A 22,503-nucleotide genomic window follows, 5' to 3' on the forward strand; every position below is an offset into this window, starting at 1 on the left:
GTCATATCTCCTTGACGTGCTCGAAAGGTTCGAGGCAGGACCGGCAGCGGTGCAGCGACTTGCAGGAGGTCGCGCCGAAGCGGGACAGCTCCTCGGTCCGATCCGACCCGCACAGCGGGCAGCGCGGGACGGTACGGGTGGGCAACAGGGTCAGCGGGACGGGACCGGCCGCGCGCGGGGGCGCGGTCCCGGGTGGGGAGATGCCGTGCTCGGCGAGCTTGCGCCTGCCCTCGTCGGTGATCCAGTCGGTGGTCCAGGGCGGGGACAGCTCGGTGCGCACCTCCACCCGGTCGAAGCCGGCGGCGCGCACGGCGCGGTCCACGTCCACGCGCATCTCGGTCAGGGCGGGGCACCCCGAGTAGGTGGGGGTGATCCACACCGTGGCGGTGCCGTCGGGCCCGGCCTCAACCCGGCGCAGGATGCCCAGGTCGGCCAGGGTGAGCATGGGCAGTTCGGGGTCGGTCACCGCGGCGGCCGCCGACCGGGCGCGCTCGCGGGCCTCCTCCCGGGCTCTGTCACGGGCCGTGGTCACCATGTCGCCTCCGGGTGCTCGCGGGCCACCTTCTGGAGTTCGTCCAGCAGGGGGTCGAGTTCTGGGGTGTGCCTGCCCTCGCGTCCGGCCACGGCCGCCTCGGGGAAGGGCGCGGGGGCGTCCAGGGTGGCGGTGGTGAGTACCTGGGTCAGGACGGCGTGCACCTCCTCGCGCACGTCGGCCGGGTCCGCGCCCACCCCCTGCGCGGCCATGCGGGCCTCCACGGGGTGGGTGGCGAACAGCTCCCCGGTGAACGGCCACAGGTCGGCGACGGCGGCGACCGTGCGCTCGTGCGAGTAGGGGGTGCCGTCGCCCAGGCGCAGGGTCCAGGAGAGGGCGTACTCGCGGTGGTAGGCGAGCTCGTTGACGGCCTTGGCGGCGATGGCGGCGAGCACGGGGTCGCGGCTGTCGGCCAGGCGGGTGAACACGGCCAGGCGCGCGCTGGAGAGTACGAGCAGGGTGACCACCGCGCGGGCGAAGTCCCCCCGGGGAGCCTCGGCCAGGCGGACGTTGCGGAACTCGGCGGAGCCGCGCCGGTAGGCGAAGTCGTCCTCGTCGCGCCCGGTGCCGTCGGCCTGTCCGGCACGGGCCAGCAGCAGACGGGCCTGGCCGAGCAGGTCCAGGGCGATGTTGGCCAGCGCGACCTCCTCCTCCAGCTCGGGTGCGTCGGTGACCCAGTGGACGAGCCTCTGGGCCTGCACGAGCGCGTCGTCGCCGAGCATCTGGCAGTACAGCGCCAGGTCCTGGCCGTCCACTCCCCCGGGCAGGGTGGTGTCCACCCCGGAGAGGGCGTCGGTGAAGCCGGTCCCGAAGGCCCAGCGGGTGTCGCCGCCGTGCTCCTCGCCCAGGACCGAATAGATGTGGTCGCCACTCATTGGTCGTTTCCTTTGGCCTCGTGTTCGCGCTGGTCCTGCCATCGCGTTCTTCGGGGGCTCCGCTCCGCTCCGCCCCGTGTCCGAGCGACGCCCAAGGGCTGGGCGGTGTCCACCGCGCACGTCCTAGATGTGCGGGACGTCCTCGGGGATGGGGTAGAACGTCGGGTGCCGGTAGACCTTGTCACCGCTGGGCGCGAAGTAGGGGTCCTTCTCGTCGGGGCTGGAGGCGGCGATGTGCTCGGCCCGCACCACCCAGATGCTGACGCCCTCGTTGCGGCGGGTGTAGAGGTTGCGGGCGTTGTGCAGCGCCATGGTGTCGTCCGGGGCGTGCAGGGAGCCCACGTGGACGTGGTTGAGGCCGCGCTTGCCGCGCACGAAGACCTCGTAGAGCGGCCACTCGGGGCGCGGAGCCCCGGAGCCGGATCCGCCGGTGGCGTTGGTGTCCTCGCTCATGCCGCGGCCTCCTTGGCGCTGTGCTTGTCGGCGTAGGCGGTGGCGGCCTCGCGGACCCACGCGCCCTTCTCGTGTGCGGCCCGGCGGCGCTCGACGCGTTCGGCGTTCTTGGGGCCGGCACCGGAGACGACCTGCTTGAACTCGGTCCAGTCGGGCTCGCCGAAGTCGTGGTGGCCACGCCCCTCGTTCCAGACCAACTCGGGGTCGGGCAGGGTGACGCCCAGCTTCTCGGCCTGGGGGACGGTCATGTCGACGAACTTCTGGCGCAGGTCGTCGTTGGTGTCGCGCTTGATGCGCCAGGCCATGGACTGCTGGGTGTTGGGCGACTCGGCGTCGGGCGGGCCGAACATCATCAGCGACGGCCACCACCAGCGGTCCACGGAGTCCTGGACCATGCGGCGCTGCTCCCCGGTGCCCTCCATCATGCGCATGAGCAGCTCGTAGCCCTGGCGCTGGTGGAAGGACTCCTCCTTGCAGATGCGCACCATGGCGCGGGCGTAGGGGCCGAAGGAGCTGCGGCACAGCGGGACCTGGTTGCAGATGGCGGCGCCGTCCACGAGCCAGCCGATGACGCCGACGTCGGCGAAGGTCAGGGAGGGGTAGTTGAAGATCGAGGAGTACTTCTGGCGGCCCTCGATGAGGCGCTGGGTCAGGTCGGCGCGGTCCACGCCCAGGGTCTCGGCGGCCGCGTACAGGTACAGGCCGTGCCCGGCCTCGTCCTGGACCTTGGCCAGCAGGATGGCCTTGCGGCGCAGGCTGGGCGCTGAGGCGATCCAGTCGCCCTCGGGCTGCATGCCGATGATCTCCGAGTGCGCGTGCTGGGAGACCTGGCGCACGAGCGTCCTGCGGTAGCCCTCGGGCATCCAGTCGCGCGGCTCGATGCGCCGGTCGGCTGCGACCTTGGCGTCGAACTCCGCCTGCAGGTCCAGGTCGGCGCCGGGGGGCGCCTGGGCCGTCTGCGTGGTCATTGGCTTCTTCCCCATTCATAACCGAACGTTCGGTCAGTAATTAGTATCCCCGGAATCCCCCGCCCGGGCAAGTCCCCGAGCGGGGGAAGGACCGGTTAGCTGCCGGTGAAGGTCGGCTTCTCCTTGTTCAGGAAGGCGCGGACCGCGCCCACGTGGTCGGCCGTCTGCCCCAGCTGGTTCTGCAGGTCGGCCTCCTCCTCCAGCAGCTCGGGCAGCTCGCGACCGCCCTGGGCCGCCGAGCGCACCTCCCGCTTGGCCGCCACGAACGCGCTGGTGGGACCCGACGCCAGCTGCAGGGCCGTCTCGCGGGCGCGCTCGGCCCAGGCGTCGTCGTCCACGACCTCGGTGACCAGGCCCAGCTCCAGGGCGCGCTCGGCGTCGAAGACCGTGCTCAGCAGCATCAGCTCCATGGCCCGTGCCTGTCCCAGCGCGGTCACCAGGCGGTGGGCCAGCCCCGAGTCCGAGGCCAGGCCGATCCCGGTGAAGGCGGTGCCGAACTTGGCCCGGCGCGCCGCGACCCGCACGTCGCCGGCCAGCGCGAAGCCCAGTCCCGCGCCCACGCAGGCCCCTCCGATGCCGACCACGACCGGCACCTGGATGTCCTCCAGCGCCAGCACGATGCGGTTGTAGTGCTCGCGCACGGTGCCCAGGGCGTCCTGCGGCTTGTCCTCCAGCGTCCGAGCGTGCTCGCCCAGGTCCTGGCCCACGCAGAAGGCCCTGTCCGAACCCAGCAGCAGTACGGCGCGGGCGGTGGTGGACTCCGCTGCCTGGCGCAGCGCGGCCAGCAGCTCCTCCTTGACCCGCCGGGTCAGGCCGGGCGTGTTCAGCCGCACCGTGGCCAGCCCGTCGGCCTCGCTGAACTCCGCCGCCCTCGGGTCCTGCTGCTCGGCCGCAGTGTCCTCGCTCAACTCTCTACCTCTCCTCGTCCCAGGTGTGGAAGCCCTGACCGCTCTTACGGCCCAGCTTTCCCTCGGCGACCATACGTCGCAGCAGCTCCGGCGGGGTGAACCGGTCCCCCAGTTCGGCGGCCAGGTACTCGGCGATGGCCAGGCGCACGTCCAGCCCCACCAGGTCGGTCAGGCGCAGCGGGCCCATGGGGTGGCGGTAGCCCAGCTCCATGGCGGTGTCGATGTCGGCGGGCGAGGCCACGCCCTCCTCCACCATGCGGATGGCCTCCAGGCCCAGCGTGACACCCAGGCGGCTGGTGGCGAACCCGGGGGCGTCCCTGACCACGACCTCGGTCTTGCCCAGGGCTCCGACCCAGCCGCGCACCGACGCCACGACCTCGTCGTCGGTCTCGGGGGCGGCCACCAGCTCCACGAGCTTGGAGGCGGGCACGGGGTTGAAGAAGTGCGTGCCCAGGAAGCGCCGGGGGTGCTTGAGGGCGGCGGCCAGCTCGGTGACCGACAGCGAGCTGGTGTTGGAGGCCAGGACGGTGTCCTCGCCGACGGCGGCCTCGGCGGCGGTGAGCACCGCGATCTTCAGCTCGGGCTTCTCTGGCACGGCCTCCACGACCAGCCCCGCGTCGACGGGGATGCCGGCGGCGTCGGTGACCGTGCTCAGCCGGGCCAGGTAGGAGGCGGGGTCGGCGTCGATCCTGCCGCGCCGGCTGGCCTTGTCCAGACCGGCCGACACCCGGGCGCGACCGGCCTCGGCCGCCTCATCGGTGGCCTCGACCAGCACCACGTCCGCACCGCTGGTGAGGAACTGCTGGACGATCCCGGCCCCCATGGTGCCGCCGCCGATGACGGCGACGGTGGCGGGAACGCCCTGCTCGTCGACGCCCTGCTCTGCGGGGCCGTGCTCGGTGGGGCTCAACGCTTCTTCCTCTCCAGGAAACGGGTCATCCGGTCGTGCTTGTCGGCGCTCTCGAACAGCACCGCCTGGGTCAGGTCGTCGGCCAGCGGGTGCGGGCCGTCGGCGTCCAGGACCATCTTGGTCATGCGCAGGGCCAGCGCGGAGGAGGCGGCCATGCGGTCGATCAGGGCGTGGGCGCGCTCGCGCAGTTCCTCGGAGGGCACGACCTCGGCGGCCAGGCCGTGGCGCAGCGCGGCCTCGGCGTCCAGGCGGTAGCCGCCCAGCAGCACCTGCTTGGCGACCGAGGCCCCGACCAGTTCCCGCAGCCGCCAGCACGCACCCGCGCCGGCGATGATGCCCAGGCCCGGCTCGGGCTGGGCGAACACGGCGGTGGGGGTGACGACGCGGATGTCGCATGCGTAGGACAGCTCGGCGCCGCCGCCCAGCGCGTAGCCGTCCACGGCCGCCACGGTGGGCGCCCGCAGGCGGTGCAGGCGCTCGAACAGGCGGCTGTTGATCCCGGCCAGCGCCTCCTCCCGGCCGCGTTCGCGCAGCTCGGAGATGTCGGCGCCGCCCGCGAACACGGTGCCGTGCCCGGTGAGCAGCAGCGGCCTGGGATCGGCCTCGATCCGCTCGCACACCCGGTGCAGCTCGGCGATCATCCGCCCGTTGATGGCGTTGCGTGCCTCGGGGCGGTGCAGTTCCACCACCACGCGGTCCTCACGCCAGTCGACGTTCAGCGTGGCGAACCCTTCGGTGTCGCGGTGTTCGGTGTCGGAGTGCTCGGTCACGGGCGCTCCACCAGCAGCGCGGTGCCCTGTCCCACGCCCACGCACAGGGTGGCCAGGCCCCGGGCGGCGTCCTCGCGCTCCATGCGGTTGAGCAGCGTGACCAGGATGCGCGCGCCCGAACTGCCCAGCGGGTGGCCCAGAGCGATGGCGCCGCCGTCGGCGTTGACACGGGCCTCGTCCAGCTTGAGCCGGCGCATCACGGCCAGGGACTGGGCGGCGAAGGCCTCGTTGAGCTCCACGGCACCGATCCCGTCCAGGTCCCACCCCGCCCGGTCGAGCACCTTGCGGGTGGCCGGGACCGGCCCCAGGCCCATGACCTGCGGGGCCACACCCGCCGAGGCGGAGGCCACCACACGGGCGCGGGGGGTCAGACCGTGGTCGCGCACGGCCTCGGCGCTGGCCAGCACCAGGGCCGAGGCGCCGTCGGAGAGCGAGGAGGAGTTGCCCGCGGTGACGATGCCGCCCTCGCGAAAGACCGGGCGCAGCCTGCCCAGGCTCTCCATGGTCGATCCCGGGCGCGGGCCCTCGTCGGCGGCGACCTCGTGGGTCTGGCCCCTGCGGCCGTGCACGGTGACCGGGACGGTCTCGGCGTCGAAGCGGCTCGCCTCGGCGGCCGCGACCGCGCGCTCGTGGCTGCGCAGGGCGAAGGCGTCGCACTCCTGCCGGGTGAGGCCCTCCAGGCGCGCGACCTCCTCGGCCGTCTCCCCCATCGACAGGGTGTAGCGCAACTCGTCGGGGGAGGCGCCGTCCGGAGCCTGGGCGTCGGCCTCCGCGAAACGCGGGTTGGTGAAGCGCCACCCCAGGGAGGTGTCGGCGACCTCGCCCGGCTTGGCCCAGGGGGTGCCGGGCTTGGCCATCACCCAGGGGGCGCGGGTCATGGACTCCACGCCGCCCGCGACCACCACGTCGGCCTCGCCCGCGCGGATGGCCTGGGCGGCCGAGGCCACGGCGGTCAGACCGCTGGCGCACAGCCGGTTGACGGTGTAGCCCGGAACGCTCGGGTCGAGCCCGGCCAGCAGTGCCGCCATGCGGGCCACGTTGCGGTTGTCCTCACCGGCCTGGTTGGCCGCGCCGAGGATGACCTCGTCCACGACCTCGCCGGGAACGCCCGCACGGCGGACCGCCTCGGCCACGGCCGTGGCGGCCAGGTCGTCGGGGCGCACCGCTGCCAGGGCACCGCCGTAGCGGCCCTGGGGGGTTCGCACCCCGTCGACCAAGTAGACCTCGCTCACGTGCGGCCTCCCATGTTAACGGCGGTGATCGGGGCCACCGCCACCTGTGAACTCATCGACACTCCTCCTTGACACGGCTGCCCGGAGACTGCGTTAATGCATTAGTAACCGAACGTTCGGTCAGTAAGCAAGTCGGTCCGCTCCGCGACGGACCGCACCCGCCCATACCCCGCGCACACGCCCGCCCACCTCCTCCAGGACCACTCCTGGCGGGTCCCGCGCACAGCACATGGAGAGGCCCATGGCAAGCCACGACACCACCATGCGGACGGCCGACGCGGCTCCCCGCCTGGGGCAGGCCCCCTCGCCCGAACTCCTGGACCCGGCCGAGCGCATGAGTGTCGACGAGCTGCGCGCCCTGCAGCTCAAGCGCCTCCGAGGGACCCTGGAGCACGCCTACGCCAACGTGCCCCTGTACCGGAAGAAGTTCGACGAGGCCGGAGTGCGGCCCGAGGACCTCAGGGAACTCGAGGACCTGCGCCACTTCCCGCACACCACCAAGGCCGACCTGCGCGACAGCTACCCCTTCGGGATGTTCGCCGTCCCCCAGGAGAGGGTCAGCCGCATCCACGCCTCCAGCGGGACCACGGGCCGCCCCACCGTCGTCGGCTACACCCGCGAGGACATCGACGTCTGGGCCGACGTCGTGGCCCGCTCCATCCGCGCCTCGGGCGGCCGACCCGGCCACAAGGTGCACGTCTCCTACGGCTACGGCCTCTTCACCGGCGGCCTGGGCGCCCACTACGGCGCCGAGAAGCTGGGCTGCACGGTCATCCCCGCATCCGGGGGCCAGACCGCCAAGCAGGTCCAGCTCATCCAGGACTTCCAGCCCGACGTCATCATGATCACCCCCAGCTACATGCTGACACTGCTGGACGAGTTCGAGCATCAGGGAATCGACCCGCGTGGTACCTCGCTCAAGGTCGGCATCTTCGGCGCCGAGCCCTGGACCGAGAAGATGCGCACCGAGATCGAGGAGCGCTTCGACATCCACGCCGTGGACATCTACGGCCTGTCGGAGGTCATGGGCCCGGGTGTGGCCAACGAGTGCGTGGAGACCAAGGACGGCCTGCACGTGTGGGAGGACCACTTCTACCCCGAGGTGCTCGACCCCCTCACCCAGGCCGTGCTGCCCGACGGCGAGAACGGTGAACTGGTCTTCACCTCGCTGACCAAGCAGGCCATGCCCGTCATCCGCTACCGCACCCGCGACCTGACCACGCTGCGCCCGGGCACCGCCCGCCCCATGCGCCGCATGGACAAGGTCACCGGCCGCAGCGACGACATGATCATCCTGCGCGGCGTCAACGTCTTCCCCACCCAGATCGAGGAGATCGTCCTGGGCCTGGACGGACTCGCCCCGCACTTCCAGCTGGTGCTCACCAAGGAGGGCCGCCTGGACCGCATGGCCGTGCGCATCGAGGCCGCACCGGACTGCACGCCCGAGCGCCGTGTGGCCCTGAGCAGGGAGATCGTCGCCACGGTCAAGGACAAGGTGGGCGTGAGCGTGAGCGTGGACGTGGTCGACCCCGAGCAGATCGAGCGCTCGGTGGGCAAGTTCCGCCGCATCATCGACCAGCGGCCCAAGGACTGACCGGGGCCCCGGAAGGCGTCACGGCCGTCGTGGGGAGGACAGAGGACCCCCTGCGGCGGCCGTCACCATGTGCGACCGGCAGGCCGCCCCGGTCACGGCCTCCCATCAGCGCATAACCTGGCTGACGTGCCCACACACGACATCCGACCGGGTCCGGCGGCCGGACCGCACGCCGCCGGGTCGTCGCGGGACGGCGCGATCGACAGCCGCAGACTCCCCCTCTACGCCGCCGGTGAGATCGACGTACCGTTCGTCGTCATGAGCAGCACCGAGCTCATCCCCCGGGACACGTTCTGGGAGGAGCACTCGCACCCGACGCACGAGCTGCTCTGGAACCAGCGGGGCGCGTCCTCGGCGACGATCGGCACGCGGGTCTGGACGATCACCCCCGCGGTCGGCCTGTGGCTCCCGGCCGGTACGCGCCACTCCGGCTGGACGCCCGCGGGAACGTGGCACCGCGCCGCGCAGTTCGGCGTCCACGCGGTGCCGCCGATCTCCGACAGGCCCGTGGCGATGGAGGTCACGCCGCTCCTGCGCCTCTTGCTCGACCGGCTCGACGCCGACGACCTCACCTCGGACGCGCGTTCGCGGACGGAGGCGATGGTGCTCGACCTCCTCACCCCCGCCCGGCACGAGCTGATCCTGCGCGTACCCGGGTCGCCGCTGCTGGCCCCCATCGTCGCCGCCGTGCGCGAGGATCCCGCCGACGCCACCACCCTGGCCGTGTGGGCGGCGCGGCTCGGTGTGAGTCCCCGCACCGTCACACGGGCGTTCCGCTCCGAGACCGGCCTCGGGTTCAGCCAGTGGCTGGCCACCGCGCGCATGCAGCACGCGGTCGCGATGCTCGCGCGGGGAGAGGAGATCGACGAGGTCGCCGTGCGCGTGGGCTACCACTCCGCGAGCGCGTTCGGTGTGGCCTTCCGGCGGGTCACGGGGTTGAGCCCGGGACGGTTCCGCTCAGGAATCCAGTAGGCGCCGCGCGGGCCCTCGGACCGGCCCCGCCTTGCCATGCCTGTCCGTTTCGCTACAAAAGGTGTCACATCTACGTGATTGCGAACTCACCAAGGACACCCTAAATTCGGTTAGGCAAACCTAATCTCTCGGCATCGCCGCGGTCGGGTCGACGTGCGCACCCCCTCCACGCCCTCCGCCCGACCGCTCCCCTCCGGGCCGCACGCCCCCGCGTGCGCCACGGGCGGTGCGGGAGCCGCACCATGGCACCGCCATGGCTGAGGCCACACGGCCGCAATGGGAAGGAAACCATGTCCCGCGTTTCAAGGCTGGCCGCGCTCGGCACGGCAGCGCTGCTCACCGTCGGACTCGCAGCCTGCTCCTCGTCCTCCGCCGACTCCTCCGGCGGGGAGGAGGGGGGCTCCGGAGACTGGACCCCCGTCACCATCGAGCACGCGCTCGGCACGACGACCATCGAGACCGCGCCCGAGCGGGTCGCGACGGTGAACTGGGCCAACCACGAGGTCCCGCTGGCCCTGGGCGTCGTGCCCGTCGGTATGGCCGCCGCCAACTTCGGCGACGACAACGGCGACGGCGTACTCCCGTGGGTCGATGAGAAGCTCGACGAACTGGGCGCGGAGACACCGGTGCTGTTCGACGAGACGGACGGGATCGACTTCGAGGCGGTCGCGGACACCCAGCCGGACGTGATCCTCGCCGCCTACTCCGGGCTGACCCAGGAGGACTACGACACGCTGAGCGAGATCGCTCCCGTCGTCGCCTACCCCGAGACCGCCTGGGGAACGCCCTGGCGGGAGATGATCCAACTGAACAGCCAGGCCCTGGGCATGGAGGACGAGGGAGAGGAGATCATCGCCTCCCTTGAGCAGGAGATCGAGGAGTCGGTCGCGGAGCACCCGCGGATCGAGGGCGGCTCGGCGATGTTCCTGACGCACGTGGACACCACGGACCTGAGCGAGGTCAGCTTCTACACCACGCACGACACCCGGGCCATGTTCTTCGAGGACCTCGGGCTGACGACCCCGGAGAGCATCGCGACCGCCTCGGAGAGCACCGACCGCTTCTCCCTGAGCCAGAGCGCCGAGCAGGCGGACGCGTTCAACGACGTCGACATCATCGTCACCTACGGCGGCGACGAACTCGTGAGCGCGCTGGAGGGCGACCCGCTGCTGTCGCAGATGCCCGCGGTGGAGAACGGTTCGATCGTCAACCTCCCCGGGGACAGCCCCCTCGGCACGGCCGCGAACCCGACTCCGCTGTCGATCTCGTGGGTCCTCGACGACTACCTGTCGCTCCTCGCCGAAGCAGCCGACGAGGCGCAGTGACGACGGACACCTCACCCGCCGTCCCGGGCGCCGCCGTCGTGCGGCGCCCGAGGCGCGGCAGGACCCTCTGGCTGCTCGCCGTGCTGGGCGTGCTGGGCGCGCTCATGTTCGCCTCGGTCACCGTCGGCTCCCGCGACGTGCCCTGGTCGGCCGTCGTGGCGGCGTTCGGCGGCTCGGCCGAGGGCTTCGACCAGGCGGCGGTCGCCAAGCGGATCCCCCGGACACTGCTGGCCGTTCTCGCCGGTGCCGCCCTGGGCGTGGCCGGCGCGGTCATGCAGGGTGTGACCCGCAACCCGCTGGCCGACCCGGGCATCCTGGGCGTGAACATGGGGGCCTCGCTCGCCGTCGTCACGGGTATCGCCTACTTCGGTCTGGCGTCCGCGACCGGTTTCATCTGGGCGGCGATCGCCGGCGCGGGCCTGACCATGGTGTTCGTCTACGCGATCGGCTCCCTGGGGCGGGGCGGAGCGACGCCGCTCAAACTCGCCCTCGCCGGCGCGGCGATCTCCGCCGCCCTGGCGTCGTTCATCAGCGCCGTCGTACTCCCGCGCAACGACATCGCCGACGGGGTCCGGTCCTGGCAGATCGGCGGCGTGGGCGGCGGGACGTTCGACAGCATCACGCAGGCGCTCCCGTTCCTCGCGGCCGGGTTCTTCGTCTGCCTGCTGTCGGCCCGGGCGCTCAACCTCCTCGCCCTGGGCGACGACCTCGCCGCGGGCCTGGGGGAACGCGTCGCGGCAGCGCGGGGTGCGGCCTTCCTCGGCGCGGTCGTGCTGTGCGGCGCGACCACCGCCGTCACCGGGCCGATCGGTTTCGTCGGCCTCGTCGTCCCGCACGTGTGCCGGTTGCTCGTGGGTGTCGACCACCGGTGGCTGATCCCGTTCTCGGCGCTCGGCGGCGCCGCCCTCCTGACCGCGGCGGACGTGGTCGGCCGCGTCGTGGCGCGCCCCGGGGAGATCGACGTGGGGATCGTGACCGCGCTGATCGGCGCCCCGTTCTTCATCCACATCGTCCGCCGTCAGAAGGTCCGTGCACTGTGAGCACCTCCACCGTCGAGACCGGGAGCGCCTCCACCGTCGGGACCGTCACCCGCGGCCGGGTCCGCCGCGCGCACCGGCGGCGCACCGTGATCGTGGTCCTCGCCGCCTCGATCGTCCTCGTGTTCGCCCTGACCCTGATGGTCGGGCGGACCTTCTATCCGCCCGGCGACGTCGTGCGGGTGGTCCTGGGACAGGACGTGCCGGGCGCCTCGTTCACCGTCGGACGGCTCCGGCTGCCGCGGGCCGCGCTCGCGGTGGCGGCGGGGCTGTGCTTCGGGCTCTCCGGCGTCACGTTCCAGACCATGCTGCGCAATCCCCTCGCCAGCCCGGACATCATCGGCATCAGCGCGGGGGCGAGCGCGGCGGCGACGTTCGCGATCGTGGTGCTCTCGCTCGGTGAGACCGGGGTGTCGGTCTTCGCGATCGTCGTCGGCCTGCTGGTGGCCCTGGTCGTGTACGTGCTGTCCTTCAAGGACGGGGTCACCGGGACACGCCTCATCCTGATCGGCATCGGCATCGCGGCCATGCTCGAGAGCGTCACCGCCTACATCCTGGACCAGGCCGCCGAGTGGGACCTGCAGGAGGCGATGCGGTGGCTGACCGGCAGCCTCAACGGCGCCACCTGGGACAAGGTCGTCCCGGTCGTCGTCGCGCTGCTCGTGCTCACCCCCGTACTCCTGTACCAGTCGGGCAACCTCGCCACGCTCCAACTGGGCGACGACACCGCGTCGGCCCTCGGCGTGCGCGTGGACCGCACCCGGCTCGTCGCGATCGTCGGGGCGGTGGGGCTCATCGCCTTCGCGACCGCCGCGGCGGGGCCGATCGCCTTCGTCGCCTTCCTCTCGGGCCCGATCGCGGCGCGCCTCGTCGGGCCGAACGGCTCCCTGCTCGTGCCCTCCGCGCTGGTCGGGGCTCTGCTGGTCCTGACCGCCGACCTGTGCGCGCAGTTCGCCTTCGGGACCCGCTACCCGGTCGGGGTCGTCACCGGTGTGCTCGGCGCGCCCTACCTCGTCTACCTGATCGTCCGCACCAACCGCGTGGGAGGCTCCCTGTGACCACGGCCCATTCGCTCCTCGTCGAGGAACTGACGCTCGGTTACAAGGACCACGTCGTCATCGAGTCCCTCGACCTCGCCGTCCCGCCCGGACGGATCACCGCGATCGTCGGTGCCAACGCGTGCGGCAAGTCCACCCTGCTCCGCTCGATGTCGCGGCTGCTCGCGCCCCGGGGCGGGCACGTGTTCCTCGACGGCAGGGAGGTCCACCGTCTTCCGTCGAAGGAGGTCGCACGCACGCTCGGCCTGCTCCCGCAGTCACCGATCGCTCCGGAGGGCATCACCGTGAGCGACCTCGTCGGGCGGGGACGGCACCCCCACCAGAGGATGCTCTCCCGCTGGAGCAGGGAGGACGACGAGGCCGTGGCCGACGCCCTGGAGGTGACGCGGACGGTCGACCTCGCCGACAGGCCCGTCGACGAACTCTCCGGAGGGCAGCGCCAGCGCGTCTGGATCGCCATGGCCCTGGCCCAGAGAACGGACCTGCTCCTTCTCGACGAGCCGACCACGTTCCTCGACGTCAGCCACCAGGTCGAGGTCCTCGACCTGCTCACCGACCTCAACCGCTCGCTCGGGACGACGATCGTGATGGTCCTACACGACCTCAACCTCGCCGCGCGGTACGCCGACCACCTCATCGCGCTCGCGTCCGGCCGGCTCCACGCCGCGGGCACGCCCGAGCAGGTGCTCACCCCCGAAACGGTGCGGACCGTGTTCGGGCTCCGCAGCGAGATCATCACCGATCCCACGTCGGGGAAACCGCTCATGCTTCCCATCGGCAGGTACCACGGCGCGGTGGCGGAGGAGAGACAGGTGGCGGAGAGCGGGTGAGGGGACGCGGGCGGGGCCTTCCGGAGGGGCAGCGGGTCAGCGGGCGTCGTCGTGTCCGTGCAGCAGGCAGAACTCGTTGCCCTCGGGGTCGGCCAGCACCGTCCACCGGGCGTCCCGGGGCTGTCCCACGTCCGCCTTCACCGCGCCCAGTTCCAGCAGCCGTTCCAGTTCCTGGGCGACCGTCAGCCCGCCTGTGACGCTCAGGTCCAGGTGCAGGCGGTTCTTGACGGTCTTGCGTTCGGGCACGGAGAACACGTCGATTCCGGGGGCCGCTCCCCCGGCCGGTGCGAGGCTGATCCCGTCCTCGGCCTCCTCCACGACGGGCCAGTCCAGCACCCGGCTCCAGAACGCGGCCACGGTCCTGATGTCGATCGCGTCGATGGCGACCACCTGCATTCGGCTTCCCATACGGGCACCCTAGGACCGCGCACCGACAACCACGCGAACCGGTCCCTCACCAGGAGGAGGGGGAAACGGTGGGAGGCCGGTCGTGTATGTGGGGGTGCTACCGACCGCGCACTGCGCTGACCAGGGCGGTCCACTCGACGGCGGGGACGTCGAGGCGTCCCTGTTCACGATTCTGGGTGTCACGGACACCGGTGACCGCTCCTTCGGCGACTTCGACACAGTTCCCACCCCGGCCGTCGCTGTAGCTGGACTTGTGCCAGTCGGTCATGCCTGGAGCTCCTTCTTGACTTGTGTGATCAGCTCAAGCGTCGCTTGGGACGATAGTGCTTCGGCCTGCATGGCACTGAAGAGGGTCAACGTCTCGCTGACAAGCTCGGGCTTCTCCAGGATCTCGCCCCCGACAACGTGCTCGGCGTAGAGCACCATCCTGTGCTTGTTCAGAGTGACCAGGCGAAACGGTGCGCACAGTCCCGGGTTGCCTTCCAAAGGCAGCGCCTGGATCCGGATGCTGCCGCGCTGAACCAGGTTCGCTATCCAGTCGAGCTGGTCGGCCAACACATCCACCGATCCAATGGGACGACGCATGACGACTTCGTCAACGATGAACCAGAGAGTCGTCCGCCTGAGATCCTCCAGCCGGGACACGCGCGCCCTGACAAGCTCCTCAACCTCCTCCGTGCTCGCTTGCGGACTTCGGGCTCGAATGAGCGCACGAGCATATTCAGGAGTCTGGACCAGGCCGGGGAACAGGATTGACTGATATTCCCTGATATGCCCGGCTTTCTTCTCCAGTGCCAGAGCATCACGGAAGTCCTCATGGACGCGACCCTCTTGAAGGGTGTCCTTCCAAAAATTAAGCAGCTCGCCGTTGGTTGCATACAGGGCATCCAATTTGTCCACATGATTGCGCTTGGGGACACGTGTGGCCCGCTCAATCGCGCCCACCATGGAGCCGGTGACTCCAAGCCTCCTACCGACTTCGGACAGGGAAAGACCCAGTTCACCACGGAGCCTTCGAACCTCTTTACCAAAAGGCATCCACTTGCCCCGAGAACCTTCGACCATGAAAACATTCAACAACAAAACGCAACTCAGTGCCACCCACAAATCCCCGAAAGAACAGTTGCAATGTTTCCATAGACCACTGACCTGCACTTGTGCATAGTTGTGCCTACAAGATTGAATGCTCAACCGCTCCTCGGGCCAGGGCGTTCCACCCACGCCGGCCAGGAAGACCCCCTGGGATGCGGGGTGGACTGGGCCGCTCCGCCGCCACAGCGGAACAGCCACATCATCCTTATCCCTTTTGTGGGGTTAAGGATGGAATACATACATCTTCATCGCAAGAAAAGCGCCTCAGGACCGGGTCCAGCGGTTCCGAGGCGTAGGCCCACCTGGCCGACAAAACCAGAAGGTGAGACAAGTGCAGTCCACCACCCGACTCCCCGAACTTCCACGGCGTCTGTGCCCCAGCCCCACCACGGCGGGCATCCTGCTCGGCCCCGATCCCCGCCACGTCGCCGTCGCCCGCCGCTGGGCCGCCCGCTCCAGCCGTGCCCGGCCCGGACTGGCCGACCGGATCAGCCTGGCCGCCTCCGAACTGGTCACCAACGCCCAACGCCACTCCGCCAGCGGTGACACCGGCGGAACCGTCCGCGTGGAACTCCTCCGCACCCGCCTGCACCTCGAACTCCGCGTCACCGACAACGGCCCCCGGCCGGGGCACGGCATCGGCTTCCCCCGCGTCGCCGACCCCGTCGGCCCCCTGCCGATCGGCGGCCACGGCCTGCGCCTGGTCGAGTCCCTCTCCCTGTACTGGGACTGGCTGGGCCACGCGGGCGGCCCCCTCACCGTCCGGGCGATGTTCCCACCCTCGTGAGCTGGAGCCGGGACGGCTCGGCCGCGGCCCCCGAAGCGGTGTGGCGGGAGTCCTCGTGCAGGACTCCCGCCACGCTTTCGAAGACCCGGAACGGGACCCTCAGAGCAGGTAGAGGAACACCGTCAGTACCAGCCCCGCGACGGCGACCACCCAGGTGTAGGGGATCGTGGACAGCATCGACCTCTCCGGGCGCACACCGGCGTACTGCGAGCTCCACACGGTCTGCGTGCTGGTGGGGTCCGACACCCCCAGCACCTGCCCGTAGGAGGCCATCAGTCCCAGGACCGCGGGAGCCGGGTAGATGCTCCCGGAGATCAGCACACCGGCCACCCCGGCGCCGAGCCCGAAGATGTTCATCGGCCCCCGGTACAGGCTCAGCGGCACCAGCACCGCGAAGACCAGTACGAACAGCCACGGGTTGCTCGGACTGATCGCGGTGACCACCGGGGTGAGCGCCGAGACGGCCCCGGGCAGGTTCACCGCGGCCAGCAGCATGCCGATCGCGATGAACAGCACGATGGGCGGTGCCGCCACGTCGAAGGACCGGTAGAGCGTGCGCAGCGCGGTGGAGGACATCTCCCGCCACGGCACGGCCGTCACCAGCGCGAAGACCACCCCCGCGAGCAGCGAGGGCACGATGGGCACTTCCAGCCCCAGCGCCAGGACGATCGGCACCAGCGGCGTGACGAGCGCGTACCAGGGTGCGTCCCCGCGGCGCCTGCGCCGCTCCGCGGCCCGTTCACGGCGGCTCGGGGGCGTCCCGGACCCCCTGTCACCGGTCTCCTCTCCCCCCGCGCCCGATCCGGCCGGGACCCGTACCGCCCAGGTGTGCCGGGCACCCTTGCGGCGCATCTCGATGAGGATGTAGGCCAGCCCGCCCGCCAGTGCGATCGGGAACATGCGCAGCTGGAAGTGCTGGACGGTGGAGACCGGCACGCCGATGGCGTCGGACAGGAACTGCCAGTTGATCAGCTCCAGGGGCAGTCCGGCGGCGATACCCACCAGCACCGTCCCCGCGGCGACGGTGGGGGTGACCCCGACCGCGATCATCGCGGGGATGCCCACCACACCGGCGAGCATCGCCGCGGGGGCCGACCCGGTGATGCTGCCGCACAGGATCGCGACGGCGAAGACGCCGACCGCGACCAGGGAGGGCCGCTCACCGCCGAACTCCACGATCTTGCGCACGAGGGTGGAGGCGATCCCGGCCTCGGACATCAGCGTGCCCAGCCAGCTGCCCAGGAGGATGGCGACCATGGTCGCGGCCAGGCGCGGGGCGCCCTCCTGGACGACGGTTCCGAGGACGCTGCCCTCCTCGCCGGTGAGCGGAGCTCCCGCGATGAGCGCGATCGCGACGGAGAGCAGGACGAGGGCGAAGGCGGTGGGCAGGCGGCGCGTCAGCATGAGGCCGACGCCCACCGCCATGGCGAGAAGGATTCCGAAGGCGGTCACGGGCACTCTCCGGGGGAGGTTCGTGGGGCTGTCCGGTCCGGTTCCGGGCCCCGGTGGGCAAGGGTGGCGGCGATCGCCGCGGTGAGCGCGACCGGGCTGCGGCGCAGCCCCGCGCGGCGGCGGGCGTAGGCGTGCGCGGCGATCTCGTCGGCTCCGACCACGTGCCCGCGCAGGCGCAGCGGCCCCAGGCGCAGGACGACGTGGTCGAGTTCGCGCAGCAGCGCCCGGCCGCGTCCGTCGTGCAGCATCCGGTGGGCGTGCTCGTGGGCCAGGGCGGTCCCGCGCAGGGCCGCGCGCGTGTAGTCGCGGCCCCACCCGGCGGCGCGGGCGACGCGGTGGGCGTAGTCGAGGGCGTCGGTGTAGACGACCACCCGGTCCCCGGCGGAGCGGTGTACGAACTCGGCGAGCAGGACCTCCCTCGGACGCAGTCCGCCGGTGGCCCTCTCCGACACCTCCACGGCCGCGGTGCCCCCGGGCTCCCCGGCGTCCTCGTCGGCCATCCGCTCACCGAAGCGCAGTGCGGCGGAGGCCCAGGCGCGCAGCCGGTCGCGGTCGCGGCCCTCGTGCGTGGGTGTCAGGGCGAGCAGGTCGGCGGCCAGGTCCTCGTCGCGGGCGCGTGTGATGCGCGCGTACTGCTCGGCCAGTGCCGTGGGCGCGCTCATCGGCGCTTCTCCATCACCGCGACGATCCGCTCGTCGGGGGCGCGCCTGGCGACCTCCGCCGAGGCCAGCGCGACCAGGTGCCCGGGGTCCAGCACGCCCGACAGGTCGGCGAGCTTGGGCCCCAGCAGCAGCCACACGGCCGGCGGCAGGGCCCCGCCGTCGCCGTAGGTGGTGCGCTCCTCCACCAGGTCCTTGATCCGCCCCTCGGCCTCGGCGGCCACCAGCGTGTCCACCCGGGCGTCGGCGCTGTGCAGGCGCACCACGCCCTCGGCGTCGACCACCCGCACATGGGTGCGTTCGCGGGCGAGGCGGCCCAGCGGCCCCCTGGGCCTGCGCACCAGCCCCAGGACCCGGTACTGGCCGGTGGAGGCGTACTCGGTCAGCTCGCCCGGGCCGGCGCCCAGGCTGTCGGCGGCGGCGGCACGTGCGGTCTCGTCGTCGGCGCCGGCGGTGCGGTCCTTGGTGCGCAGTTCGGTGGCTCCCGTGGCCACGGCCGCCACGAGGTTGCGCTGGGGGTCGACGGTGACGTCCACCTCGATCCCGGCCGGGTCGGCGCCCTGGCTCAGTACCGCCCGCTCGGCCTCGGCGCGCACCGCGAGCACGTCGGCGTGGGTGGCGCCGGGGATGATGCGCTCCACCGACTCCCGTACCAGCGCCAGCGCCACCCCCAGGGGACTGATGACCTCGCTGTGCGCGGCGATGCGTGCCGCCAGGCCGGTGCGCCGACCCAGGTAGGGGGTGACGGTGGCCGCGCCGCCGCCCCCGCCGACCAGGGCGCACACCTGCCGGTCCAGGCCGTAGTCGCCCACCAGCTCCTCCACCACCTCGGCGACGCGCTCGGTGGCCTTGTGCAGTACCGCGCGGGCGGCCTCCTCCACACCCGTGCCCAGGGCCTCGGCGAGCGGGGCCAGCGCGGCGCGGGCCGCGCCGGCGTCGGCGCGGGCGTAGTCACCCTCGGGAACCAGCCCGGCGGCGTTGGCCGCGCAGGTCACGGTGAGGGCGAAGCGCTGCCTCCCGGTGTCCAGGACGGCGTGGTCGCCGGGGTCGGACGCCATGGGGCTGATCCGCACCAGGCGGGCGCCCTCCAGCTCGGCCGGATCGGCGAAGCAGGCGTAGGGCAGGCCCGCGATGTGGGCGCTGCGCGGGCCCACGTCGGTAAGGTCCGCCCGTCCGGGTCCCTCTCCCCCGCCGACGCGCACCAGGGAGCCGCCGCCGACGCCGACGGTGCGTACGTCCAGCGCCGACAGGTAGGTCTCCTTGCCGCCCAGGCGGGCGTGGCGGATCTGGACGCGGCCGCGCCGGATGACGCTGATGTCGGTGGAGGTGCCGCCGGTCTCCAGGAACACGCCCTCACTGACCTTCTCGCCCATGAGCGCGCCCGCCACGCCCGCGGCGGGTCCGGAGAGCACGGTCAGCAGGGGCCGGTGGCGCATCTCGGGCAGGGACATCACGCCGCCGTCGCAGCGCATCACCATCAGCGGGGCGGTGACCCCGGCCTTGTGGATGCTGCGCTCGACCAGGTCGGCGGTCTGGAGCATGCGGGGCATGACCCCGGCGTTGAGCGCGGCGGTGCGCGCGCGCTTGCCCAGCCCGTAGAGCTGGGTGATCTCGTGGGTGGCGGTGACGGGCACCCCGCGGGTGCGGGCCGCCTCCAGTACGGCCAGCTCACCGCGGGGGTCGTCCACGCTGAAGGGCTCGACGGCGACGACGACCTCGGCGCCCTCGGCGAGTACCCGGTCGACGCTGGCCAGCGCCGCCCCCTCCCGGTCGGGGTCGCGCAGCGCGGAGTAGCGCACGGGAAGCGGATGGCCCGAGTCCAGCCTCAGCCTGCCCAGGGAGCGCAGCCGTCCGGTGGCGAAGGCGTCGTAGCCGCTGCCGACGCCGACGATGCCGATGGTGGCCACGTCGCCCTCCAGCAGGGCGTTGGTGGCCTGGGTGGTGCCGTGGGCCAGGAAGCCGACGTCGTCGGCGCTCACGCCGATGTCGTCCAGCAGGCCCTCCAGCGCGGTCATGATGCCGTGGGCCACCCCGTCGGCGTGGTCGTGGCTGGTGGGGACCTTGACCTGCCCGAGCAGGGCGTAGGTGGTGGCGCTGACGGCCACGGCGTCGGTGAAGGTTCCGCCGACGTCGATGCCGATGCGCACGGGGCCCGGTGTGGGGGATGGGGATGGGTCGCTCATGTCGCCCCTTCTGTGGGGAGTCGGGGTGGGCGCGCCGGGACGGTTCGGCCGCCCACCCCCATGGGGATGGTCAGTAGCCGCGGACGTCGGGCCAGTGGCGCTCGACGCCGGTGCGGTCCAGCAGGGAGGTGAAGCCCTCCAGCAGTTCGTCCTTGGCGTGCACGGCGTGCGGTGTGGTGCCGTGCTCCAGGGCGAAGGCGGCCAGCCGGCCGGCGGCCTCGCCGATGTTCCACTCGACGGGGTGCAGCCGGAAGCAGCCGTTGGTGATGTGGGTGGTGCCGATGTTCTTGGCGGCGGGGAGCAGGTTGGTCTCGCGTTCGGGCAGCAGCGCCCCGAGCGGGATCTCGAACGGGACGCTGGCGACGTCGACGTAGTTGTCGCCGCCCGTGGAGGGGTGCAGGTCGATGCGGTAGCTGCCCACACCCACCGAGTCGTGGCGGCGCACGATACCGTGCGGGCCGAGCAGGTCCAGGGACACGTCGTGCTCGGTGACGGTGGTGACCGCGCGGATACGGCGCGACTCGCGCACGTAGGCCGCCTTGGCCAGGCCCAGTTCGGCACCGGTGACGTCGGGCCGGGGCCGCAGCCCCGGAAAGCCTGTGCCGCCGTCGGGGCGGGGTGCCTCGGTCTGCAGCCAGTACAGCACCGACAGGGACAGCTGGCGGGCCTCCTCGTGTGCCTGGCGGACGGCCTCGGCGTCCACCATCCCCTCGATCTCCAGGGCCGGTCTGAGCCAGTAGTCGTTGAGCGGCCAGTTGGCCAGGGTGATGTCGGAGTCGAAGGCGCCGGGCAGGTGCATGCGCCGGGCCAGGATGCGCCGGAATCCCCACAGTTCCTTGTCCCCCGCGTCGGCGCTCTGGTCGGCGTCCACCGCCAGGGGGTCGGTGCCGGGGTTGGGGACGAAGGTGCGCCCCACCGGTTCGAGGGTGCGCGGGTCGGGGGCGGAGAAGCCCAGCAGCGGCCCCGGCCAGAAGTCGGGCTTGTAGGAGCGCCAGAAGTCGTACATGGCCGGGCGCTCGACGGTGTGGTCCTCCCCCTCGTGGTGGGAGACGGCGAAGCAGTAGGTGATGCCTTGCAGGTTGGCCGGGTCGGCCGCCTCGGGAGCGTGCGGCTCACCGTGTTCCGAACGCGCCTCGGCACCGGTGACGTGGTCGAGACCCGCCATCGGCAGCAGGTCGCCGCTCTCCGTGGCGTCCAGGACGTAGGCGGCGCTGACGGTGTGGCGCCGTCCCCGTTCGTCCTCCAGGACCACGGCCGCCACCCGGTCGCCGTCGGTCACGGCCTCCACGGGCCGGTGCCGCAGCAGCACGGTGACGCGCCCGGCCGCGCGGTGCGGGCCCACCATCTCCTCCAGCACCGCCAGGGCGACCCGGGGCTCGTGGCACAGCTTGCTGACCCGGCCCGCCCCCGGGTTGAGGGTGGGCGAGGCCGTCGCCTCGGCGCGGAGCGGGTAGGCGCGCCGGTAGTGGTCGCGGATGCCCTCGCGCAGGCGCCGGTAGGACCCGGTGGCTCCGAACCGCTCGATCCACGGATGCTCGTCGGGCGGCACCGCCTGCGAGGTGAGCTGTCCGCCGATCCAGTCGGTCTCCTCGGTCAGCACGACGCGGCGCCCGGAGTCGGCGGCGGCCAGGGCCGCGGCCACCCCGCCCAGGCCCCCGCCGACGACGAGGATCTCTGTGCTGGTCTCGGTCATCTTGCGCCTTTCAGGTGTCTCGTGTCCGGGGCGCGGCGACGGTGCCGCCCTCCACCGGCTCGCAGGGCAGCAGGCGCCGGGGAGGCTCCCCGTGGGCGCCCGCGATCAGTTCCAGCAGCAGACGGACCGCGTCGCGGCCCATCGCGCGCATGGGCACGTCGAACCCGCCGTAGGCCGCGCCACCTCCCGGGGCGTGCCCCCGGGTCCCGGTCGACGCGCCGAGCAGGGCCAGGGACAGGTCGCGCGGACAGCGCAGCCCGGCCCGGTCCACGGCCGCCCCCAGTCCGTCCAGGGCCGCGCCGGTGTCGGTCTGCTCGACCACGACGGCGGTGACGCCCTCGTCCAGCCAGCGGCGCAGCAGGTCGTCCAGGTCCGATCCGTCGGTGCGCACGACCAGGCGGGAGGGGTCGGTCCCCGACGCGCGGGCGCCGCGTACCACGCCCTCCTCGCGGTCGGCCGAGGCCGGGGCCTCGTCGTGCTCGCGCAGGTAGCGCAGCTCGCGGTGGCCCAGTGCGGCCAGTCGCGCCACGACCTGCGCCGAGGCCGAGACGTAGTCGGCGCCCACGTAGGGGATGCCGGGCTCGTCGCGGCGGCCGATGTAGACGAACGGGAACCCGTCCTCGGCCAGGCGGCGGATGGGCTCCTCGGGGACGTGGCGGCCGAAGAACAGGCAGCCGTCGGCGGCGCGCACGCGCCGCACCGCCGCGGGGTCGTCCGCCCGCCCCCCCCCGCGGGGCGGCCCGGGGCCCAGACGCAGGACCCGCC

General features: G+C 72.2%; 23 protein-coding genes. 7 read left to right on the forward strand and 16 right to left on the reverse strand.

Annotated elements, in window-relative coordinates; all coding sequences use genetic code 11:
* Position 1: 1 nt before the first annotated feature.
* From paaD to FYX01_RS03975, 8 genes are all read right to left on the reverse strand, one after another.
* Positions 2-535, reverse strand: a complete 534-nt coding sequence (paaD, locus tag FYX01_RS03940) for a 1,2-phenylacetyl-CoA epoxidase subunit PaaD (RefSeq protein WP_150237640.1) — start codon at positions 533-535, stop codon at positions 2-4.
* Positions 529-1,407 (reverse strand): 1,2-phenylacetyl-CoA epoxidase subunit PaaC, encoded by an 879-nt coding sequence (paaC, locus tag FYX01_RS03945; RefSeq protein ID WP_150237642.1) that lies wholly within the window; start codon positions 1,405-1,407, stop codon positions 529-531. Before paaC ends, paaD begins: the two co-directional genes overlap by 7 nt.
* 123 nt (positions 1,408-1,530) lie before the next feature.
* Positions 1,531-1,860 (reverse strand): 1,2-phenylacetyl-CoA epoxidase subunit PaaB, encoded by a 330-nt coding sequence (gene paaB / locus FYX01_RS03950; RefSeq protein ID WP_150237644.1) that lies wholly within the window; start codon positions 1,858-1,860, stop codon positions 1,531-1,533.
* Positions 1,857-2,828 carry a 1,2-phenylacetyl-CoA epoxidase subunit PaaA gene (paaA, locus tag FYX01_RS03955; RefSeq protein WP_150237646.1) on the reverse strand — a complete coding sequence of 324 codons (972 nt, stop codon included), beginning with the start codon at positions 2,826-2,828 and terminating at the stop codon, positions 1,857-1,859. The genes paaB and paaA overlap by 4 nt, the downstream gene beginning before the upstream one ends.
* Positions 2,829-2,923: 95 nt before the next feature.
* A complete protein-coding gene (locus FYX01_RS03960; RefSeq protein ID WP_150237648.1) occupies positions 2,924-3,736 on the reverse strand; it encodes an enoyl-CoA hydratase/isomerase family protein in 813 nt (270 codons plus the stop codon).
* A 4-nt stretch (positions 3,737-3,740) separates the two neighbouring features.
* Complete coding sequence (locus tag FYX01_RS03965) at positions 3,741-4,646, reverse strand: 3-hydroxyacyl-CoA dehydrogenase family protein (RefSeq protein ID WP_150237650.1); 906 nt, start codon at positions 4,644-4,646, stop codon at positions 3,741-3,743.
* On the reverse strand, positions 4,643-5,416 hold the full coding sequence (locus FYX01_RS03970) for an enoyl-CoA hydratase/isomerase family protein (RefSeq protein WP_150237652.1): 774 nt from the start codon (positions 5,414-5,416) through the stop codon (positions 4,643-4,645). Before FYX01_RS03970 ends, FYX01_RS03965 begins: the two co-directional genes overlap by 4 nt.
* Positions 5,413-6,648 (reverse strand): thiolase family protein, encoded by a 1,236-nt coding sequence (locus FYX01_RS03975; protein ID WP_150237654.1) that lies wholly within the window; start codon positions 6,646-6,648, stop codon positions 5,413-5,415. Before FYX01_RS03975 ends, FYX01_RS03970 begins: the two co-directional genes overlap by 4 nt.
* Positions 6,649-6,889: 241 nt before the next feature.
* On the opposite strand from FYX01_RS03975, the gene paaK reads away from it, so the two are divergent.
* The 6 genes from paaK (at position 6,890) to FYX01_RS04005 (ending at position 13,464) form a co-directional block, all read left to right on the forward strand.
* Positions 6,890-8,242: a phenylacetate--CoA ligase PaaK gene (gene paaK, locus FYX01_RS03980; protein ID WP_150237657.1), complete on the forward strand. Its 1,353-nt coding sequence runs from the start codon at positions 6,890-6,892 to the stop codon at positions 8,240-8,242.
* 126 nt (positions 8,243-8,368) lie between these two features.
* The gene (locus FYX01_RS03985; RefSeq protein ID WP_394350431.1) at positions 8,369-9,214 is read left to right on the forward strand and encodes a helix-turn-helix transcriptional regulator; all 846 of its coding nucleotides are present in this window, start codon (positions 8,369-8,371) and stop codon (positions 9,212-9,214) included.
* A 290-nt stretch (positions 9,215-9,504) separates the two neighbouring features.
* The gene (locus tag FYX01_RS03990; RefSeq protein WP_150237658.1) at positions 9,505-10,539 is read left to right on the forward strand and encodes an iron-siderophore ABC transporter substrate-binding protein; all 1,035 of its coding nucleotides are present in this window, start codon (positions 9,505-9,507) and stop codon (positions 10,537-10,539) included.
* Positions 10,536-11,579: a FecCD family ABC transporter permease gene (locus FYX01_RS03995; protein WP_150237660.1), complete on the forward strand. Its 1,044-nt coding sequence runs from the start codon at positions 10,536-10,538 to the stop codon at positions 11,577-11,579. Before FYX01_RS03990 ends, FYX01_RS03995 begins: the two co-directional genes overlap by 4 nt.
* Entirely contained in the window at positions 11,576-12,634 is a 1,059-nt protein-coding gene (locus FYX01_RS04000) for a FecCD family ABC transporter permease (protein WP_150237661.1), read from the forward strand. Before FYX01_RS03995 ends, FYX01_RS04000 begins: the two co-directional genes overlap by 4 nt.
* The gene (locus tag FYX01_RS04005) at positions 12,631-13,464 is read left to right on the forward strand and encodes an ABC transporter ATP-binding protein (protein ID WP_150237662.1); all 834 of its coding nucleotides are present in this window, start codon (positions 12,631-12,633) and stop codon (positions 13,462-13,464) included. Before FYX01_RS04000 ends, FYX01_RS04005 begins: the two co-directional genes overlap by 4 nt.
* Before the next feature lie 36 nt (positions 13,465-13,500).
* On the opposite strand, the gene FYX01_RS04010 is transcribed toward FYX01_RS04005, so the two are convergent.
* From FYX01_RS04010 to FYX01_RS04020, 3 genes are all read right to left on the reverse strand, one after another.
* Entirely contained in the window at positions 13,501-13,872 is a 372-nt protein-coding gene (locus FYX01_RS04010; RefSeq protein WP_190394168.1) for a VOC family protein, read from the reverse strand.
* Between the two features lie 97 nt (positions 13,873-13,969).
* A complete protein-coding gene (locus FYX01_RS04015) occupies positions 13,970-14,140 on the reverse strand; it encodes a DUF397 domain-containing protein (RefSeq protein WP_150237663.1) in 171 nt (56 codons plus the stop codon).
* Complete coding sequence (locus FYX01_RS04020; RefSeq protein WP_150237664.1) at positions 14,137-14,973, reverse strand: helix-turn-helix domain-containing protein; 837 nt, start codon at positions 14,971-14,973, stop codon at positions 14,137-14,139. Before FYX01_RS04020 ends, FYX01_RS04015 begins: the two co-directional genes overlap by 4 nt.
* A gap of 322 nt (positions 14,974-15,295) precedes the next feature.
* On the opposite strand from FYX01_RS04020, the gene FYX01_RS04025 reads away from it, so the two are divergent.
* Entirely contained in the window at positions 15,296-15,751 is a 456-nt protein-coding gene (locus FYX01_RS04025; RefSeq protein ID WP_150237665.1) for an ATP-binding protein, read from the forward strand.
* Positions 15,752-15,850: 99 nt separating this feature from the next.
* Here FYX01_RS04025 and FYX01_RS04030 read toward each other — a convergent pair whose 3' ends face one another.
* From FYX01_RS04030 to FYX01_RS04050, 5 genes are all read right to left on the reverse strand, one after another.
* Positions 15,851-17,203 carry a transporter gene (locus FYX01_RS04030; RefSeq protein ID WP_150237666.1) on the reverse strand — a complete coding sequence of 451 codons (1,353 nt, stop codon included), beginning with the start codon at positions 17,201-17,203 and terminating at the stop codon, positions 15,851-15,853.
* The gene (locus FYX01_RS04035; RefSeq protein ID WP_150237668.1) at positions 17,200-17,865 is read right to left on the reverse strand and encodes a hypothetical protein; all 666 of its coding nucleotides are present in this window, start codon (positions 17,863-17,865) and stop codon (positions 17,200-17,202) included. Before FYX01_RS04035 ends, FYX01_RS04030 begins: the two co-directional genes overlap by 4 nt.
* Entirely contained in the window at positions 17,862-20,045 is a 2,184-nt protein-coding gene (locus FYX01_RS04040; protein ID WP_190394169.1) for a hydantoinase/oxoprolinase family protein, read from the reverse strand. The genes FYX01_RS04035 and FYX01_RS04040 overlap by 4 nt, the downstream gene beginning before the upstream one ends.
* A gap of 70 nt (positions 20,046-20,115) precedes the next feature.
* Positions 20,116-21,738, reverse strand: a complete 1,623-nt coding sequence (locus tag FYX01_RS04045; RefSeq protein WP_150237670.1) for an FAD-dependent oxidoreductase — start codon at positions 21,736-21,738, stop codon at positions 20,116-20,118.
* A 10-nt stretch (positions 21,739-21,748) separates the two neighbouring features.
* On the reverse strand, positions 21,749-22,503 hold a 755-nt coding region (locus FYX01_RS04050; protein ID WP_150237689.1), incomplete at its 5' end, for a substrate-binding domain-containing protein.

This window comes from Nocardiopsis quinghaiensis (genome assembly GCF_008638365.1).
GTDB lineage: Bacteria > Actinomycetota > Actinomycetes > Streptosporangiales > Streptosporangiaceae > Nocardiopsis > Nocardiopsis quinghaiensis.

Coding starts and splice junctions, on each gene's coding strand:
- FYX01_RS04035 (WP_150237668.1), bottom strand. CDS start 17,865: ATGAGCGCGCCCACGGCACTGGCCGAGCAGTACGCGCGCATCACACGC.
- FYX01_RS04015 (WP_150237663.1), bottom strand. CDS start 14,140: ATGACCGACTGGCACAAGTCCAGCTACAGCGACGGCCGGGGTGGGAAC.
- FYX01_RS04010 (WP_190394168.1), bottom strand. CDS start 13,872: ATGGGAAGCCGAATGCAGGTGGTCGCCATCGACGCGATCGACATCAGG.
- paaD (WP_150237640.1), bottom strand. CDS start 535: ATGGTGACCACGGCCCGTGACAGAGCCCGGGAGGAGGCCCGCGAGCGC.
- FYX01_RS04045 (WP_150237670.1), bottom strand. CDS start 21,738: ATGACCGAGACCAGCACAGAGATCCTCGTCGTCGGCGGGGGCCTGGGC.
- paaB (WP_150237644.1), bottom strand. CDS start 1,860: ATGAGCGAGGACACCAACGCCACCGGCGGATCCGGCTCCGGGGCTCCG.
- paaA (WP_150237646.1), bottom strand. CDS start 2,828: ATGACCACGCAGACGGCCCAGGCGCCCCCCGGCGCCGACCTGGACCTG.
- FYX01_RS03990 (WP_150237658.1), top strand. CDS start 9,505: ATGTCCCGCGTTTCAAGGCTGGCCGCGCTCGGCACGGCAGCGCTGCTC.
- paaC (WP_150237642.1), bottom strand. CDS start 1,407: ATGAGTGGCGACCACATCTATTCGGTCCTGGGCGAGGAGCACGGCGGC.
- paaK (WP_150237657.1), top strand. CDS start 6,890: ATGGCAAGCCACGACACCACCATGCGGACGGCCGACGCGGCTCCCCGC.
- FYX01_RS04040 (WP_190394169.1), bottom strand. CDS start 20,045: ATGAGCGACCCATCCCCATCCCCCACACCGGGCCCCGTGCGCATCGGC.